This is a genomic window from Bacillus sp. FSL R5-0593, from assembly GCF_038603755.1.
Taxonomy (GTDB): Bacteria; Bacillota; Bacilli; order Bacillales; family Bacillaceae; genus Bacillus; species Bacillus velezensis.
The window spans coordinates 3,459,297-3,476,921 of sequence record NZ_CP152011.1 but is presented as its reverse complement, the minus strand read 5'-3'; the positions used below and the strand labels follow the sequence as shown (position 1 = coordinate 3,476,921).

The following is a 17,625-nucleotide window of genomic DNA, read 5'->3' as shown; positions in this document are numbered from 1 at the left end:
CAGCCGGCGCCCTTTTTATCATAAATCCAAATAAAGCCGTATCATATCCCGGCATTGAATGCCGTTTTCAAAAATGTCTTCATCATAATGTCTGATAAAAAAATCATGGTCGACAGCCTGAATGCGGAATCCGCATTTTTGATAGAGTGACAGCTGATGAATACTGGAATTTCCGGTGCCGATTTCAATCGTGTCAGCTCCCGATTGTCTCGCTTTTTCAATGGCATCCCGCACCAGCTGTTTTCCGAATCCCCTGTTCTGCAGCGATTCTTTTACCGCGATGTTTACGATTTCTATCGTTTTAGGCCTTGTTTGCAATAAAACGTAAACCCCTGCAAGCTCGTCTGACGTCCAAGCCGTATAGCATTCTCCTCTTACAAGATAATCATCGACAATCTCTTTCGACGGATCGGCCAGCAGCAATAGTTCATACAGCGCTTCATCCGGCTCCGCGGCTTTTCGGATGCTCAGTTTTTGCATGTCCGTTTCTCCTCCTCCGTTATGATCGACAGCTATTTTTCAAAATAACTCCAAAATCATTCTACTTTATTATAAAATATGAAACATAGGAAAAGTTATACAAGTTTTGCAGATTGAATAGGAGGAAAGTCATGTTTTTTTGTAAGCATTGCGGCCAGCAGAACAATGAAGAAGCGCATTTCTGTAAAGAATGCGGAAAACCGATCGGGAAAGGAAGCCGGCTGGAGCGGCAGGCGGCTGTAAAAGCGGCTGAACCTGCTTCACAAATGAGAAAGCCGATCCCTAAAAAAACGCTCTTCATGTGGGGCGGCATTGCCGCAGCGCTGATCTTATTGATTGCCGCATATAAAATCGGAGCCTGGCTGACATCTGAAAAAAGGCTCACGGATCAATTCGAACAGGCGGTTCATGACGGGGACACGAAAAAGCTCGCAGCCCTGCTCACTCCTTCAGACAAAAAACTGAAGCTGAATGAGACCAATGTCAAACCGCTCCTTGCATACGCAAAGAAACACGATGAACTGCTGGCAGCGCTTCGCGGCAATTCATCAGAAAAAGATGCGGTATACGTAAAAAAAGAGGGAAAAACCCTTCTTTTGTTTGACCATTACGAACTGAAAGTCGATCCGGTTTATTTCCGCGTCACCAGCAATTATAAAGGCGCCGATCTTTATATCAACAGCGAGAAAACAGGTACGGTCAAAAAAGCCGATGAAACCCAAATCTTCGGCCCGTATGCACCCGGTGTCTACACGGCGGAAGCCAAGCTTAAAAATGAGACGGTTGACGTTGTCAAAAAACAAGAGGCAGAGGCGGCCGGCAGCCGGAATGTTGAGTTTGACCTGCCGTTAGATGCCGAGGATGTGACATTCACTCCGGCAGACAGCTTCAAAAGCGCGAAAGGCGATCTGCTGATAAACGGCAAGTCCGTCCATAAAGATCCGTTTACATCCGTTACATACGGTCCGCTCTTAACTGACGGTTCCATGACAGCCGCCGTGGAGGCTGATTTTCCTTGGGGAAAAATGAAAACTGCCGATGTTCCGATCAACGGTACTGATATGGAATTAACGCTTATCCCGGATCAAGATACACAACAAACAATCATGGACACGATTGTCAAAACAACGAAGCAGTATACAAAAGCGATGGCAGACGGAAATACCGATCAGATGACCGAGGCTGGTTCCGCCTGGAAAGAGCAGACGAAAGAAGTGGTATCCGGCATGAAGAGTTCCGGCACCTTTTTGAAGGATCAGTATAAAGAGACAAGCTTTGATCTGGATTCATTTGCGATTTCTCAAGAGAACGGCCGCTGGCAAGTAACTGTTACGGGTAAAGAGCTTCATGAGTCTGCTTATTTCGACGGGAATACGAAGCCTGATATGGAAGAGGCTGAGCCGAGCTTTCACTATGTACTCTCATATAATACAAAACATAAAAAATGGGTTTTCGAAAAAGCTGACCCTGCCTCAGATTCTTCTGGGACAAATGTAAAAAAAATAAAAAACGACCAGCCGAAAACCTATATATCCGCATGGGCATCATCCAAAGGAAATGCAGCTTCAGGCAGCGTGACAAACGAGCAAGTCACATCGTTTATGACTGATTACCTGACAAATCAATCAAGCGCCGTCAGCCTTAACAATTTTGCCATCATGGCGGGTAATTTAGAAGAGGGAAGCCCTTTGTATGCTGATCAGCAGAAACTGGTCAAAAAACTGCACAGCGAGGGGACGACCGAAGTATTTAATGAAGTGAATGTCAAAAGCTTTTCACAGAAAGGCTATCATCTGACGATTCACACGTACGAGGAGTTTTATATTACGAAAGCCGGCGGCAGTCCGAAGCTCAGAACATACAATTGGACGTATGGCGGCGTTGTTAAAGACGGAAGAATTTATTTAACATCCATTCAATAAAAAAAACCCCGCGCCAATCAGGCGGCGGGGGTTTCCGTTTTTAAAAGAAGAAATAATTCATGAGTTCTTTTATATAATGCTTGATCGTGAATTGAAATGTTACGCAAATGATCAAATAGATGACGATAACAGAATAAATGATATCCGCCTTAGTAGTGAGCTGATGCTGATAGCTCGCCAGCATGAGCGGAGGCACGGCAAACGCCGCTCCTAAAAGACCGACAGCCAGAATGGTGAAGCAAACGGTTGTATGAAGCAGCATAAAAATAAGTGCAAGAAGCAAAATAGCTGTAAACGGAATCAAAAAGGCCCCGAATCTGGACAGCGAATCTTTAAATGACACCTGGGCGCCGCCGGCCTTCAAAGCGATAAAAATCAAGAGATACAGGCAAAAAACGCATAATGCAAAGGTAAGCGCCGGTTTGATCACAACCGCGGTAAAACTGACGTCACGAAAGCCGTCTGATAAGAGAATATAAAACATAACCGGCGTCACCAGGCAGAAAAGCACCATGTTGATGATGCTGCTGACAAGCTGTTCGCCGCCTGTCGTTTTACATGTTTGGTACGGTCGCTTTAACACATCAAGCACGAATAAGGCAAATTGCTTTGAAGCCTGCTTAGCCGCGGCGCCGGCCTGAGCGGCCTGGCCTTGCGTTTGGCCTGCGCCTCCCTGCCCGGGCTGGGGCGCCCCGCACTTTTCACAAAACTTTCCGCCATCAGTATGATGGCCGCATTGAGAACAATACATTCTAAAACTCCTTTTACAAGTAATATAGGGATTTTGTTCAATATTTACATTATAAAAGAAAATAGGACGGATGTAACGGAGTTTTCTAAAGATATACAAATCACCTTCTCTATGAATTGATAATAGAGAAAAAGTACCCTTTATGGTAGAATTTTATTGGAGCTGATAGATATCATGTCTCTCGGCGCATTGATTCAGAGTGAAAAAGGAAATTAACGCATGCTAAAAAAATTGAAAATGCTTTATCGGCTGTTGAAATTCGGAAAAGGCTTATGGAGATAGCAAACAGAAAAAACCGTCCTTACAAGGACGGTTTTTTCTGTTTCCGGATCGTCCGGCGAGGTTATAAAAAGCAGACCCCGGGGTAAAAACCATGCATAAGAAACAGCGGAGAACAAAACATAACTCAATAACGGCAAGTCATAAGGAGGTACGCATGTTTTCATTCATCATTCATGTCTTCATTTCACTGTTTGCAGTCTCCAATCCCATCGGAAACGTGCCGATTTTTCTTTCACTGACGGAAGGGTACTCGGAGAAAGAACGGACAGCGATCGCGCGCAAGGCTTCCGTGCTGTCGTTTATCATCTTGGCGGCTTTTTTAATCTTCGGCCATCTGATCTTTAAACTGTTTGACATTAACATTCATGCCTTACGTATCGCGGGCGGCATTTTTATTTTCGGCATCGCTTATAATCTTCTGAACGCGAAGAAATCTCATGTACAGTCTCTCCATCATGAAGAGAAAGGGGAGAGCAAGGAGAAAGCTGATATATCTGTGACACCTTTGTCGATTCCGATTATCGCCGGACCCGGTACGATCGCGACGGTGATGAGTCTGTCGGCCGGCCATGGCGGCATCATCCATTACATCAGCGTGCTTATTGGCATTGCGGCCGTCATCGCGATGACGTTCATCTTCTTTCACTATTCTTCTTTCATCAGCAATAAGCTCGGGAAAACCGAAATGAACGTCATTACCCGACTGATGGGGCTGATTTTGGCGGTGGTGGCGATCGGCATGATCGGCGCCGGTCTGAAAGGCATGTTCCCGATATTGGTTTCCTGACTTAAAAAAGCAGCGCCCGGTTATCTTCGGGTGCTGCTTTTTTCTATTTTCGGCACATGCTGAAACACTTCTTCACTCTCAAAAAATTCTATCAAACGGCTCAGCCAGTCATAATAATGGAGCCAATCCGTCAGTTCATCCAAAAGCTGACGGGCTTTTTCTTCAATATCGGGACTGAGATTTTCCGATTCCAGAAGCTCAGTCAGCTCGCGGTTCAGCTTTTTATAGAGCATTTTGTTTTTGCTGACCGCCTTTGTCCAATTTGCCGTAAACAGGGAGATAAACGTCTGGTAATAATCACGCTCGACGTCGTAAAGGTCTTTCCGAACGCCTTTTTCAAACACTTTTTCAGCCAGATTGGCATCGGTCATTTCGCGGACCACCTGGCTCATCCTCGTTTTGCTCATCCCGGTCGCCTCTGACAGCTCATTTAACGTCATCGGCTTGCGGTTCATATAAATAATACCGAGCACACGTCCCAGTGTGGCCGGCATTCCGAATGTATGCATATTCTCGGCGATTCTCTCAATGAGATGCTCTTCAGCATGCCCGATGATATCAAGAGCGTTTTTTTCCACGGCTGATCATCCCTTCACTGGCTTTTCATGCTGACAATATATCATATTTTTTACAGTTGATGAAAAAGATGATGCGGCAGGATATGCGAGCTATCGGGAGCGATTGTAAGAACATCCGCATTGTCAGCGGGATAACATGAAAAAATACGTATATTGTATATAATTTCAACACATTGTAAACTTTTTATTTTACAAATTTCATCTTATAATAAAGATTATACTTTTCAGAAAAATAACGGAACCCTTCGGAGGTGCACGGATTGCTGAGATTAGAAAATGTATCAAAAGTCTATAAAGGCGGAAAAAAAGCTGTCAACAGCATTGATTTAAATATCGAAAAAGGCGAGTTTATTTGTTTTATCGGGCCGAGCGGCTGCGGAAAAACGACGACGATGAAAATGATTAACAGACTGATTGAGCCGTCATCCGGAAAGATTTTTATCGATGGCGAAAACATTATGGAGCAGGACCCGGTGGAGCTGAGACGGAAAATCGGCTACGTCATTCAGCAGATCGGACTTTTCCCTCATATGACCATTCAGCAGAACATTTCCCTCGTGCCGAAACTGCTGAAATGGCCGGAACAAAAGCGGAAGGAACGGGCTCGGGAGCTTTTGAAGCTCGTCGATATGGGCCCTGAATATTTAGACCGCTATCCTCACGAGCTGAGCGGGGGACAGCAGCAGAGAATCGGCGTGCTGCGCGCCCTTGCAGCGGAACCTCCCCTTATTCTCATGGATGAACCGTTCGGAGCGCTTGACCCGATTACGCGGGATTCCCTTCAAGAAGAATTTAAAAAACTGCAAAGAACATTAAATAAAACGATTGTGTTTGTAACCCACGATATGGATGAAGCTATTAAGCTGGCTGACCGGATCGTCATTTTAAAAGCGGGAGAGATCGTTCAGGCCGGCACTCCTGATGACATCCTCCGGAATCCGGCTAATGAGTTTGTCGAAGAATTTATCGGCAAAGAACGGTTATTGCAATCAAGACCGGATATTGAACGCGTCGAGCAGATGATGAATAAAAAGCCTGTCACCGTTACGGCGGACAAAACGCTTTCACAGGCGATACAGGTGATGCGGGAGCACCGTGTCGATTCCCTGCTTGTCGTTGATGACCTGAATGTGCTCCAAGGATATGTTGATGTCGAAATCATTGATCAGAACCGGAAAAAAGCGAGCCTCGTCGGCGACGTGCTCCGCTCGGATCTGTATACAGTCGAGCAGGGGACACTGCTGCGTGATACCGTACGCAAAATTTTAAAGCGCGGAATGAAATATGTACCCGTCGTTGATGAACAAAGGCATTTAGTCGGAATTGTCACGAGAGCGAGCCTTGTCGACATCGTTTACGATTCAATCTGGGGCGAGGAAGACCAGCTGGTGACAGGCTGACAAGGGGAGGAACGCTTACAATGAATGAAATGATCAAGTTTTTGCAGACGAACGGCGGAGAACTGTTATATAAAACGTGGGAGCATTTATACATTTCGATCATCGCCGTCATATTAGGCATTGTCGTCGCCGTTCCGCTCGGAGTGGCGCTGACGAGAATGAAAAAGGGCGCAGGCGCCGTCATCGGCGCCGTCAACATTGTGCAGACCTTGCCGAGTCTCGCGATACTGGCATTTTTTATCCCGATGTTAGGCGTGGGAAAGGTGCCCGCGATCGTCGCGCTGTTTTTCTATTCGGTGCTGCCGATTCTCCGGAACACGTATACCGGCATTCAAGGCGTAAACAAAAATCTGCTGGAATCGGGAAAAGGCATCGGCATGACGGTCTGGGAGCAGATCAGGCTTGTGGAACTGCCGCTTGCGGTTCCGGTGATCATGGCGGGCATCCGCACATCCACCATTTATCTGATCGGCTGGGCGACGCTTGCTTCCTTTATCGGGGGCGGCGGGCTCGGAGACTATATTTTTATCGGCCTGAATCTCTATCAGCCTGAATATATTATCGGCGGCGCCGTGCCGGTCACCATTTTAGCCATTATCATTGATTATCTGCTGGCGGCGACGGAACGGAAGGTGACGCCGAAAGGGCTGAAAGGACTGAAGGAAGTATCATAAGGAGTTGGCTGTTGTGAAAAGAAACCAAAAGAGATGGATGTGCGCACTGGCGCTGTCAGCTGCTCTGCTTCTAGGCGGCTGTTCCCTTCCCGGCCTGAGCGGGGCTTCCGATGATACGATTAAAATCGGGGCGCAAAGCATGACGGAATCAGAAATTATCGCCAATATGCTCGCACAGATGATTGAACACAATACAGACTTGAATACGGCATTAATTAAAAACCTCGGATCGAACTATGTCCAGCAGCAGGCGATGCTCGGCGGTGAAATCGATATCACCGCGACGCGCTACTCGGGAACGGATTTAACGAGCACTCTCGGCATGGAAGCGGAAAAAGACCCGAAAAAAGCATTATCCATCGTACAGAAAGAATTTGAGAAACGCTTCCATTACAAATGGTTTGATTCTTACGGATTTGAGAACACATACGCTTTTACCGTCACGAAAGAGCTTGCGAAAAAAGACCATTTAGACAAAGTGTCCGATATTAAGAAGCATGCGGGTCAATTTAAGCTCGGTGTAGACAATGCGTGGCTGAAAAGAAAAGGTGACGGCTATAAGGGCTTTACCGACACGTACGGTTTTGAATTCGGCACAACCTATCCGATGCAGATCGGACTTGTATACGATGCCGTGAAAAACGGGAAAATGGACGCCGTCCTCGCCTATTCAACGGACGGACGGATTAAAGCGTACGATCTGAAAATTTTAAAAGACGACAAGCAGTTTTTCCCGCCGTATGACTGTTCGCCGGTCATTCCCGACAGCGTGCTGAAGCAGCATCCTGAACTGAAGGGCATTGTGAATAAACTGATCGGCAAAATCGATACGGAAACGATGCAGGAATTGAATTACGAGGTGGATGGCAAGCTGAAAGAACCGTCCGTCGTCGCTAAAGAATTTTTGGAGAAACATCATTATTTTGAATAAGAAATGAGGTGGAGCAAATGGAAGTGCTGCAGCAGCTCGGCACTTATTATTCTCAAAACGGCGCCTATGTGCTTCAGGAGTTTTACCGCCATTTTCTCATGTCGGTATACGGCGTTTTATTTGCGGCGATCGTCGGGGTTCCGCTCGGCATCTTCATTGCCAGGTACAGAACATTAAGCGGCTGGGTATTCGCGGTGACAAACGTGATTCAGACCGTGCCGGCGCTTGCGATGCTTGCGGTGCTGATGCTCGTCATGGGGCTCGGCGCCAATACGGTGATATTGTCGCTGTTTTTATATTCGCTTCTTCCGATCATCCGGAATACGTACACGGGAATCGCCAGCATTGAACACGCTTATCTTGAATCGGGAAAAGCGATGGGCATGACCAAATTTCAGGTGCTCCGCATGGTGGAGCTGCCGCTTGCGCTTTCCGTCATCATGGCGGGGCTGCGGACGGCGCTCGTCATCGCGATCGGCATTACGGCAATCGGTACGTTTGTCGGCGCGGGCGGACTCGGTGACATTATTGTCAGGGGCTCAAACGCCACGAACGGAACCGCGATTATTTTGGCCGGCGCCATTCCGACAGCGCTGATGGCCGTTATCGCAGATCTTGTGATGGCATGGCTGGAGCGGGCGCTGAGTCCGGTGAGAAAGAAAAAACGAACCAAAGCGCCGAATGCGGCATGAAAAAAACGCCTTGCGGGTCAGGGCGTTTTTTTCTTATGGCTTCGGAACATGCTTGAAAATTTCTTCGCTTTCAAAAAACTCGATCAGACGGCTGATCCAGTTGTAGTAATCAAGCCAATCCTTTAATTCTTTCAGCAGTTCGTTGATTTTTTCCTCAGCTTCTTCCGGCACGCCGTTTTCAAGGACGGCCGTCAGTTCGCGGTTCAGCTTTTTATGCATCATTTTATTTTTGCTGACGACCTTGCTCCAGGTGGCCGTAAACAGCGTAATAAAGGTTTGGTAATAATCCTGCTCGACGTCGTATAAATCTTTGCGGACGCCTTTTTCAAACACTTTTTCCGCCAGATTGACGTCAAGCATTTCACGGACCGCCTGACTCATTCTCGTCTTGCTCATGCCGGTCGCTTCTGATAATTCAGTTAAGGTCATCGGCTTGCGGTTCATATAAATAATGCCTAAAATGCGCCCCACCGTCGCGGGCATTCCGAATGTATGCATATTTTCAGCGATTCGTTCTATCAAATGATCTTCAGCTTGTTCGATTACGTGTAACGGATCTTTCTCCAACAGTTTCAATCCTTTCAGTCAGCAATTCCGATGTCAATATACCACATTTTTAAACCGGCGGAAATGCTCTTCCGAGAGAATTTGGCAGTAATCCGGAGCAATAAGAAGAACTTTGCCGGTCAATACGGGTTAATCAGTGCTTACACAACCTTTATATATAATATGGACAAATTGTAAACTTTTTAATTTACAAAGTTTAATTTATAATGGGAAACGTTCAATTGTCTGAAAAGTTAAATTTGAATTTAACGAATTGAATAAACTTAATCATGGAGGTGTGAGTGTTTGCTGACATTAGAAAATGTCTCGAAAATGTATAAAGGCGGGAAAAAAGCCGTCAACAGCATCAACCTGAATATCGCCAAAGGCGAATTTATTTGTTTTATCGGGCCGAGCGGCTGCGGCAAAACGACGACGATGAAAATGATCAACCGCTTAATTGAACCGACAGAAGGCAGAATCCTGATAGAGGGCCGAAACATTATGGAACAAGACCCGGTGGAACTCAGAAGAAGCATCGGCTATGTCATCCAGCAGATCGGGCTGTTTCCGCATATGACCATTCAGCAGAACATTACGCTCGTTCCGAAGCTTTTAAAGCATCCTGCCGAAAAACGGAAGGAACGGGCGCGGGAGCTTTTAAAGCTCGTTGATATGGGGCCTGAATATTTAGACCGTTACCCTCATGAACTGAGCGGAGGACAGCAGCAGCGAATAGGTGTATTACGGGCACTTGCCGCAGAGCCGCCGCTCATCTTAATGGATGAACCGTTCGGGGCGCTTGACCCGATTACGAGAGATTCCCTTCAGGAAGAATTTAAAAAACTGCAAAAAACCTTACATAAAACCATCGTATTTGTTACCCATGATATGGACGAGGCCATCAAGCTTGCGGACAGAATCGTCATTCTGAAAGCGGGAGAAATCGTCCAGGCCGGAACGCCTGATGAGATTCTCAGATTTCCGGCGAATGAATTTGTTGAGGAGTTTATCGGCAAGGAACGGCTGATCCAATCATCCAGCCCTGATATTGAACGGGTGGAGCAGATCATGAATCCCGATCCCGTGACGGTAACACCTGAGAAAACACTGTCAGCCGCCATTCAGCTGATGCGTGCCGAGCGGGTGGATTCGCTGCTCGTCATTGATGAAAAGAACGTTCTCCAAGGTTATGTCGATGTGGAGATGATTGACCGCAAACGAAGACAAGCGGTAACCGTCGCGGAAGTGCTTGACCGGGATCTGTACACGGTCAGAAGCGGCACTCTGCTCCGCGACGCCGTCCATAAAATTTTAAAAAGAGGCATGAAATTTGTGCCGGTCCTTGATGAAGCCGGCCGGCTAACGGGAATCGTGACAAGGGCAAGCCTCGTTGACATCGTCTATGACTCCATCTGGGGAGAAGAGAATCAGCTCGCGGTGATGTCATGAGGAGGCTTCAATTGATATGAATCAGACCGTGCAATTTTTACAGGCAAATGGAGGAGAGATGTTTTATAAAACATGGGAGCATCTGTACATCTCATTAATCGCCGTCATGGCGGGCATTCTCGCCGCCGTTCCGCTCGGCGTCGTGCTGACGAGGATGAAAAGAGGAGCCGGCGCCGTCATCGGCATCGTCAACATCATTCAAACCTTGCCGAGCCTTGCCATTCTTGCGTTTTTTATTCCGCTTTTAGGCGTAGGAAAGGTCCCGGCCGTTGCGGCGCTGTTTTTCTATTCCATGCTGCCGATTCTCAGAAACACGTATACAGGGATTCTCGGCGTCAATCGGCATCTTCTGGAATCGGGAAAAGGAATCGGCATGACGGCATGGGAGCAGATCAGGCTTGTAGAGCTCCCGCTTGCCGCTCCGGTCATCATGGCGGGCATCAGAACGTCTTCGATTTATTTAATCGGCTGGGCGACGCTCGCCTCCTTTATCGGTGGAGGCGGACTCGGGGATTACATTTTTATCGGCTTGAACCTTTATCAGCCGGAGTATATTATCGCAGGCGCCGTTCCGGTCACGATGCTGGCGGCCGCCGTCGATTACATGCTGGGGATGACAGAACGGAAAGTCACGCCTGACGGGCTGAAAAGCATAAAGGACGCTTCATAAGGAGGAGGTCTCTCATGGGGAATAGATGCAAAAAACGGCTGCTCGCATTCGCCTGTATCGGCATGCTGCTCCTTGGCGGCTGTTCGCTCCCGGGATTGAGCGCCGCATCGGAGGACACCATTAAAATCGGCGCACAAAGCATGACCGAATCAGAAATCATCGCGAGCATGCTCGGACAGATGATCGAACATCACAGCGGGTTGAAAACATCCGTTATTAAAAATCTCGGCTCCAATGCCGTACAGCAGCAATCCTTGATAAACGGTGATATTGATATCGCCGCGACGCGCTATACAGGAGACGCGCTGACCGGGACGCTTCGCATGGAGCCGGAAAAAGACCCGGACAAAGCGCTGCGGCTCGTTCAGCGTGAATTTCAAAACAGATATGACATGAAATGGTTTGATTCTTACGGCTTTGATAATACATACGTCTTTACCGTTTCCGGACAGCTTGCCAGCAAATACCATTTAGAATCGGTATCCGATGTCAAAAAAGAAGCGTCTCATCTGAAATTCGGCGTCGATAACTACTGGATGAAGCTGAGAGGCAACGGATATCAGGATTTTATGAACACATACGGAATGTCATTTGAAGGCACGTATCCGATGCAGATCGGCCTTGTTTACGACGCGCTGAAAAGCAGAAAGATGGATATCGCGCTCGCTTATTCCACCGACGGAAGAATCATCGCTTACGGACTGAAAACGCTGAAGGATGATAAGCGGTTCTTTCCTCCGTATGACTGTTCACCCGTCGTTCCGGATCAAGTATTAAAAGAGCATCCCGAACTGGAGGGCGTGATCAATAAAATGATCGGCGCGATTGATACAAAGATGATGCAGAAAATGAATTACGAAGTTGACGGCCGATTAAAAGAGCCGTCCGTCGTGGCCAAGGAATATTTAGAAAAACATCATTACTTTGAATAACGGAAAGGAGATGTGCGGATGGACACGATGAAGGAGCTGTTTACGTATTATGCTCAAAACGGCAGTTATGTTCTGTATGAGTGCTGGCGGCACTTTCTCATGTCGGCGTACGGCGTCGTTTTCGCCGCCATTTTCGCCATTCCGGCCGGAATTGTGACAGCAAGGCACGGGCGTCTCGCCGGCTGGGTGTTTGCTGTGGCGAACGTGATTCAAACCGTTCCGGCGCTTGCGATGCTCGCCGTCCTGATGCTCGTCATGGGACTCGGCGCCAATACGGTCATCACGGCTTTGTTTTTGTATTCACTGCTGCCGATTCTCAGAAATACGCACACGGGCATTATCAATATCGAGCACGCTTATCTCGAGTCGGGAAAAGCGATGGGCATGACGAAATACCAAATCCTTCGTATGGTGGAGCTGCCGCTTGCGCTTTCCGTCATTATGGCGGGTCTCCGAACGGCGCTCGTCATTGCCATCGGCATCACGGCGATCGGCACCTTCGTCGGGGCAGGCGGCCTCGGCGATATGATCGTCAGAGGGTCGAACGCGACAAACGGAACCGCCATTATTTTGGCGGGCGCCATCCCGACCGCGCTGATGGCGGTAGCCGCAGACCTGCTGATGGCGTGGCTGGAACGAGCCCTCAGCCCGGTGAAAAAACAAAAAAGAAAGCTGATCGTACGCTCAGCCTCATGAAAAAAAGCATTCTTCCGCGTGAAGGATGCTTTTTTTTTGATTTCTTGATTAAATTTTGATAACTGCGCTGTAAAGTCTTACTTATCAAATAACAAAGCAGAGGGGTAATCAAATGAGCAACATCTTAGAAACGAGACAGCTGCAAAAATCATTCGGCAGACAACAGGCAGTGGCTGATGTGTCTCTATCGGTTAAGCGCAACAGTATATACGGCCTGCTCGGTCCGAACGGCGCCGGAAAATCAACGACTCTTAAAATATTGACCGGAATCTTGCAGCAAACATCCGGCGAGGTTCTGTTCGACGGGCATACATGGAAGCGCGAAGATTTGAAAAGCATCGGTTCCCTGATTGAAGCGCCGCCGCTTTACAGCAACTTGACAGCCGCTGAAAATCTGAAAGTCCGCTGCGTGATGCTCGGACTGCCTGATTCAAGAATTGCGGAAGTACTGGAAATCACGGGATTAACGGGAACCGGAAAAAAGCGCGCCGGACAATTTTCTATGGGAATGAAGCAGCGTCTCGGCATTGCGTTAGCATTATTAAACCGTCCGTCGCTCTTAATTCTTGATGAGCCGACAAACGGATTGGACCCGATGGGAATTCAGGATTTGCGGGAATTTATCCGCTCCTTGCCCGGACAGGGAATGACGGTTATTTTATCTAGCCACCTGTTATCAGAAGTCGAGCAGATCGCAGACCATATCGGAATTATCAGTGACGGCGTTTTAGGATATCAGGGAGAAATCAGCCGGGAAGACGATCTGGAGCGGCTGTTTCTGGAGGTAGTCAAATCAACACGGGAGAAAGCGGGGACAGGAAAATGATTCAGTACATGCAGGCGGAACACCTTACATCTAAAAGAACATTTATCAGAAAGCTGATCATTCTTATCCCGCTTCTGAACACGGCTTTTTCTTTTCTGCTGAATGCCGCCTATTTTATGACGGGCACGTTCAATTGGTGGGCGGTTATTTTCATGCCGCTCATGATTGCTCTAATGTGCGGTTTATCTGTTAAAAAAGAGAAAAAATCAGCGAATGACCGTGCGGTGTACTCACTGCCGGCTGACTTGAAGAGCATATGGTTCTCAAAAATAAGCTTGATCGCGCTGTATTCACTCCTGTCGCAAATCGTCTTTTTAGTCATCATGTTTTTGCTTGGCCTTGTGTTTCCGGCAATTGCTGCGGTTCAGCTGAAAGGTATTGAAGCAAGCTCCCTTTTGTGGCTGTCTACGCTTTGGGAAATTCCGTTCTGCTTATGGATTGCCAGACAGTTCGGGTTTACGGCAGTCATTCTCATCAATATGATCGCCGCCTTTGTTTTAGGCATTGTGCCGGCGTCAGGTTCATTGTGGTGGCTGAGTCCATGGAGCTGGTCAGTCCGGGTGATGTCACCGATTCTCGGGATCCATCCGAACGGAATTCCGCTTCCTGCAAACAGCGGCTTATTAAACGGAAACGTGATCATTCCGGCTATTATTCTTTCTATTCTTTCTTTTATCGCGGTAAGTTTTGTTTCCGCCGTGTCTTTTTCAAAAGGGGGAAACCGGTCATGACCGTGCTTTTACGATATATGTGGGCCGATGTATTAAAAATGAAGCGTACGCCGCTCATATGGATGCATGCTGCAGCGCCGGTTTTATGCGCGGGATTTTTCCTGTTGTATATGTATGGAAGGGTTCAGGAGCCTTATATGCTGTACAGTGTGTTTTTCAGCGCGATTGCTGTTTTATACCCTTTCATCATCAGTATTGTCTGCGGCATGTCTGCCTCGGTTGAGGAACAGGCGGGCCGTTTTCAGATGATGCTGGCGGTTCCGCATTCTAAAATCATCAGTTTTGCGGGCAAGCTGCTTTTGCTGCTCCTATTGAATGTGTTTTCGGTAGGTCTCGCCATCTGTCTTTATTTGGCGGGGATGAAATTTGTTCTTCACATCAATGATCTCCCGTATCTTCTCTTTTTAAAAGGAGGGGCGTGGCTGATTGCCGGCAGTATTCCGCTTTATATGATGTCTTTTTTTGTCGGCATAAAGTACGGCATGGGACCGTCCGGGCTTTTAGGGGGTGCGGGATTATTAATGGCGGCGCTCATGAATACGGGACTTGGCGATATCATCTGGCGTTTTTTTCCGTGGGCATGGAGCGTGCGGCTTTCAGGCCTTGCAGGACTGCTGCATTTTGACAAAGTCAAAAAAGAGTTCCTCCCTTATGTAAGATACGATATGAGATTCGGAGAAATAATGTTATATTTTTCTATAGTGATATTATGTCTGGCCGGCCTTTATTGGTGCAGAAGATGGGAAGGGCGGCGTTCATATGAATAAAGGCAAGGAGCGATTCGGCCGGTGGCAAACATTTTAGCAATTGATGATGAAAAAGATATTCTCGTTCTGATCAGAAACATTTTACAGCGTGATCAGCATACAGTAACGATTCTGGAAAAAGCGGAGGATCAGTCATTGGATTTTTTTCAAGGCTATGATTTGATTCTTCTTGATGTCATGATGCCCGGAACAGACGGGATTGAACTCTGCCGGCGGATTCGCCCGCTGGTGGACAGCCCGATCCTGTTTTTAACGGCAAAGTCTGACGAAGAATCCATTGTGAAAGGCCTCATGACAGGCGCTGATGATTACATCACAAAGCCGTTCGGCGTACAGGAATTGATGGCAAGGGTAAACGCGCATGTCAGAAGGGAACGGCGGGAAAAGCATCAGACGAAACGGCTGATATCAGGCTTCATGTTTGATTTTGACAATAAAGAAGTATGGATTGATGACCGGAAACTGCCTCTTACGAAAAACGAATATAAAATCGTTGAATGTCTGGCACAGCATAAAAACAGAACATTCTCACGGGAGCAGATTTACGAGGAAGTGTACGGCTTGGACGGCGATGCGCTCTATTCAACCATTACGGAGTTTATCAGAACCATCCGGAAAAAATGTAAAGAACACGGGGCTGATCCGATCAAAACGGTGTGGGGTGTCGGATACAAATGGGAATAGCAAAAGGAAAATCCAGCATCCGCAAAGAGCTTGTCAAATTTACGATCACACTGTGTCTGAGCACGATGGGGGTGGCGGCATTATGTGTCGCCTTAAATGCCATTGCCATGAATGCCGGAGCGATCCTGCCCGCAAACTACAGCGAGCATGAGGCGGAACAGATCAAACCCCGCCTGAAATCAGCGGAAAAGATAACCGAAGACATGATCCCCGCAGGTATGACATACGCCGTTTTTGATAAAAAAACAAAGCGGATGACAAAAGGAACGATGACGGAACAAGATGCGGCCAACGCCAGAAAAAAGATTCAGCATCAGCCGTATTTTAATTATGCTCAAAAAGGATTCATGGTGATAAATCGGAAAGATGAATACGGCGTTCTCCAATATTCACTCAGGTCGGAATTTCAGTCGCCGCTGTTAAGGCGCTATCTGCCGAATTATGAATGGACGGGTCTTACGATTCTGATCACTTTGCTTCTTTTGACCGTTTTTATCGTGACGACGCGTTTCGCCAATCAGCTGAGACGGCATTTCAGCACACTCAGCTCCATTACGGCAAGCATTCAAAAACAGAATTTAAATATCAATCCAAAAAGGTCTCGCATAAAGGAATTTGACGATGTCATTGACTCTCTGCTGAAAATGAAAGACGCGCTTCAGGCATCTTTGGCGGCGCAGTGGGAGGCGGAGCGGATAAAGAAAGAACAAATCGGCGCGCTTGCGCATGATATTAAAATTCCGGCAACGATCATTAAAGGAAATGCCGAGCTGCTTCAGTTAACAGAGCCTGATGAGGAGCAGGCGGAATATGCGCAGTATATTCTGGATGCCGGAAACAAAATCGAGCATTATGTCGGACAGCTGATCCAGCTTTCTAAAGCGGAGGAGGCAGTTGCCGTTCATGTGGAATATACCGACCTCAAAGAGTGGATTCAAAACATATATCGTGACGCGGCGGCGCTTGCGGGGCCGAAACAGATTGATCTCGTCCTCAGCGAACGGGGAATTGACCGAATTGAAGCGCCGATCGATCATGAGCTGCTCCACAGGGCGGTCATGAATATCGCGGCAAATGCCGTCGACTATACGCCGGAAGGAGGGGAAATCCGTGTGGACGTCCTGTGCACCGCTTCCGCCCTCCATCTCGCCGTATCCGACAGCGGAAGCGGGTTCTCGCCGGAAGCGCTGAAAAGAGCGACACAGCTTTTTTACACGGAGGATAAAAGCAGACATTCGGCGGGGCATCACGGCATGGGGCTTACATTCGCCCATCATGTCGTACATCTTCACCACGGCGAATTAATACTTGAAAATCAGGAGTCTGGAGGAGCCCGGGCGGAGATTCGAATTCCGCTGGAAGGCGTCAGACAAAAACAAGCCCTGCACGCCTGAGGGCTTGTTTTTCTGTTTAAGAAAAGAAAAAAAAAAACGGCTGTCCGTTTGAGAGATCAGCCGCTTATGCGGAAAAGAGTTTATCAGGAAGGATCAATCCATGTTGAAGACCACTTGGAAATTTCCTCTAAAATAGGGGCTAATGCGCAGCCTTTTTCCGTTAAAGAATACTCAATGCGGACAGGCGTTTCGGGGATAACATCCCGTTTGATGACACCTTCTGTTTCAAGTTCTTTCAGACGTTCTGACAAGACTCTTCCGCTTAAATTCGGAAGCGCCGCTTCAATTTCGCTAAATCGCTGCTGTCCGTTCAATAACTGAAAGACGATTAGAGCCACCCAGCGTTTACTTAGGATGTCGACCGCTTTTTCGAATCTGGGGCACATTTCTGATTGGTTCATGCTTTTTCACCTCGTCTTCTGCTATTATA

At 47.5% G+C, this 17,625-nt stretch carries 20 protein-coding genes; 15 read left to right on the top strand and 5 right to left on the bottom strand.

Annotation, left to right across the window (positions count from 1 at the left end):
• Positions 1-18: 18 nt before the first annotated feature.
• Complete coding sequence (locus tag NYE36_RS17310; protein WP_007409969.1) at positions 19-480, bottom strand: GNAT family N-acetyltransferase; 462 nt, start codon at positions 478-480, stop codon at positions 19-21.
• 131 nt (positions 481-611) lie between these two features.
• On the opposite strand from NYE36_RS17310, the gene NYE36_RS17305 reads away from it, so the two are divergent.
• Positions 612-2,402, top strand: a complete 1,791-nt coding sequence (locus NYE36_RS17305) for a hypothetical protein (RefSeq protein ID WP_342496863.1) — start codon at positions 612-614, stop codon at positions 2,400-2,402.
• Between the two features lie 40 nt (positions 2,403-2,442).
• Here the strand turns inward: NYE36_RS17305 and NYE36_RS17300 are convergent, their stop codons facing one another.
• Complete coding sequence (locus NYE36_RS17300) at positions 2,443-3,153, bottom strand: hypothetical protein (RefSeq protein WP_032869650.1); 711 nt, start codon at positions 3,151-3,153, stop codon at positions 2,443-2,445.
• A 436-nt stretch (positions 3,154-3,589) separates the two neighbouring features.
• Between NYE36_RS17300 and NYE36_RS17295 the strand changes: the two genes are divergently transcribed.
• Complete coding sequence (locus NYE36_RS17295) at positions 3,590-4,222, top strand: NAAT family transporter (protein ID WP_025649294.1); 633 nt, start codon at positions 3,590-3,592, stop codon at positions 4,220-4,222.
• Between the two features lie 20 nt (positions 4,223-4,242).
• Here NYE36_RS17295 and NYE36_RS17290 read toward each other — a convergent pair whose 3' ends face one another.
• Positions 4,243-4,800, bottom strand: a complete 558-nt coding sequence (locus NYE36_RS17290; protein WP_014418904.1) for a GbsR/MarR family transcriptional regulator — start codon at positions 4,798-4,800, stop codon at positions 4,243-4,245.
• A 260-nt stretch (positions 4,801-5,060) separates the two neighbouring features.
• Here NYE36_RS17290 and opuCA point away from each other — a divergent pair, with 260 nt between their 5' ends.
• From opuCA to opuCD, 4 genes are read left to right on the top strand one after another with little or no spacing between them, the layout of a single operon-like run.
• Positions 5,061-6,200: an osmoprotectant ABC transporter ATP-binding protein OpuCA gene (opuCA, locus tag NYE36_RS17285; RefSeq protein ID WP_003151651.1), complete on the top strand. Its 1,140-nt coding sequence runs from the start codon at positions 5,061-5,063 to the stop codon at positions 6,198-6,200.
• 20 nt (positions 6,201-6,220) lie between these two features.
• A complete protein-coding gene (locus NYE36_RS17280) occupies positions 6,221-6,874 on the top strand; it encodes an ABC transporter permease (protein WP_265451051.1) in 654 nt (217 codons plus the stop codon).
• Positions 6,875-6,911: 37 nt separating this feature from the next.
• Positions 6,912-7,805: an osmoprotectant ABC transporter substrate-binding lipoprotein OpuCC gene (opuCC, locus tag NYE36_RS17275; RefSeq protein WP_327997559.1), complete on the top strand. Its 894-nt coding sequence runs from the start codon at positions 6,912-6,914 to the stop codon at positions 7,803-7,805.
• A 17-nt stretch (positions 7,806-7,822) separates the two neighbouring features.
• Positions 7,823-8,497, top strand: coding sequence for a glycine betaine/carnitine/choline/choline sulfate ABC transporter permease OpuCD (gene opuCD / locus NYE36_RS17270; RefSeq protein WP_003151658.1), 675 nt, complete (start codon positions 7,823-7,825; stop codon positions 8,495-8,497).
• A 33-nt stretch (positions 8,498-8,530) separates the two neighbouring features.
• Here opuCD and NYE36_RS17265 read toward each other — a convergent pair whose 3' ends face one another.
• Entirely contained in the window at positions 8,531-9,064 is a 534-nt protein-coding gene (locus NYE36_RS17265; protein WP_003151660.1) for a GbsR/MarR family transcriptional regulator, read from the bottom strand.
• Positions 9,065-9,349: 285 nt separating this feature from the next.
• Here NYE36_RS17265 and NYE36_RS17260 point away from each other — a divergent pair, with 285 nt between their 5' ends.
• From NYE36_RS17260 to NYE36_RS17220, 9 genes are all read left to right on the top strand, one after another.
• Entirely contained in the window at positions 9,350-10,495 is a 1,146-nt protein-coding gene (locus NYE36_RS17260) for a betaine/proline/choline family ABC transporter ATP-binding protein (protein ID WP_031378328.1), read from the top strand.
• A 16-nt stretch (positions 10,496-10,511) separates the two neighbouring features.
• Positions 10,512-11,165 carry an ABC transporter permease gene (locus NYE36_RS17255; protein WP_064107486.1) on the top strand — a complete coding sequence of 218 codons (654 nt, stop codon included), beginning with the start codon at positions 10,512-10,514 and terminating at the stop codon, positions 11,163-11,165.
• 62 nt (positions 11,166-11,227) lie between these two features.
• Positions 11,228-12,097, top strand: a complete 870-nt coding sequence (locus NYE36_RS17250) for an osmoprotectant ABC transporter substrate-binding protein (protein WP_224960676.1) — start codon at positions 11,228-11,230, stop codon at positions 12,095-12,097.
• Positions 12,098-12,115: 18 nt separating this feature from the next.
• The gene (locus NYE36_RS17245; protein WP_042635496.1) at positions 12,116-12,793 is read left to right on the top strand and encodes an ABC transporter permease; all 678 of its coding nucleotides are present in this window, start codon (positions 12,116-12,118) and stop codon (positions 12,791-12,793) included.
• Positions 12,794-12,905: 112 nt separating this feature from the next.
• Positions 12,906-13,619, top strand: coding sequence for a lantibiotic protection ABC transporter ATP-binding protein (locus NYE36_RS17240; protein ID WP_012118470.1), 714 nt, complete (start codon positions 12,906-12,908; stop codon positions 13,617-13,619).
• Positions 13,616-14,350 (top strand): lantibiotic immunity ABC transporter MutE/EpiE family permease subunit, encoded by a 735-nt coding sequence (locus NYE36_RS17235; protein WP_265451049.1) that lies wholly within the window; start codon positions 13,616-13,618, stop codon positions 14,348-14,350. Before NYE36_RS17240 ends, NYE36_RS17235 begins: the two co-directional genes overlap by 4 nt.
• Positions 14,347-15,117 carry a lantibiotic immunity ABC transporter MutG family permease subunit gene (locus NYE36_RS17230; protein ID WP_033575162.1) on the top strand — a complete coding sequence of 257 codons (771 nt, stop codon included), beginning with the start codon at positions 14,347-14,349 and terminating at the stop codon, positions 15,115-15,117. Before NYE36_RS17235 ends, NYE36_RS17230 begins: the two co-directional genes overlap by 4 nt.
• Positions 15,118-15,138: 21 nt before the next feature.
• Positions 15,139-15,801, top strand: coding sequence for a response regulator transcription factor (locus NYE36_RS17225; RefSeq protein WP_007613820.1), 663 nt, complete (start codon positions 15,139-15,141; stop codon positions 15,799-15,801).
• Positions 15,792-17,195 carry a HAMP domain-containing sensor histidine kinase gene (locus NYE36_RS17220; protein ID WP_061860880.1) on the top strand — a complete coding sequence of 468 codons (1,404 nt, stop codon included), beginning with the start codon at positions 15,792-15,794 and terminating at the stop codon, positions 17,193-17,195. Before NYE36_RS17225 ends, NYE36_RS17220 begins: the two co-directional genes overlap by 10 nt.
• Before the next feature lie 83 nt (positions 17,196-17,278).
• Here the strand turns inward: NYE36_RS17220 and NYE36_RS17215 are convergent, their stop codons facing one another.
• Entirely contained in the window at positions 17,279-17,596 is a 318-nt protein-coding gene (locus NYE36_RS17215; protein WP_003151672.1) for a winged helix-turn-helix transcriptional regulator, read from the bottom strand.
• Positions 17,597-17,625 lie beyond the last annotated feature (29 nt).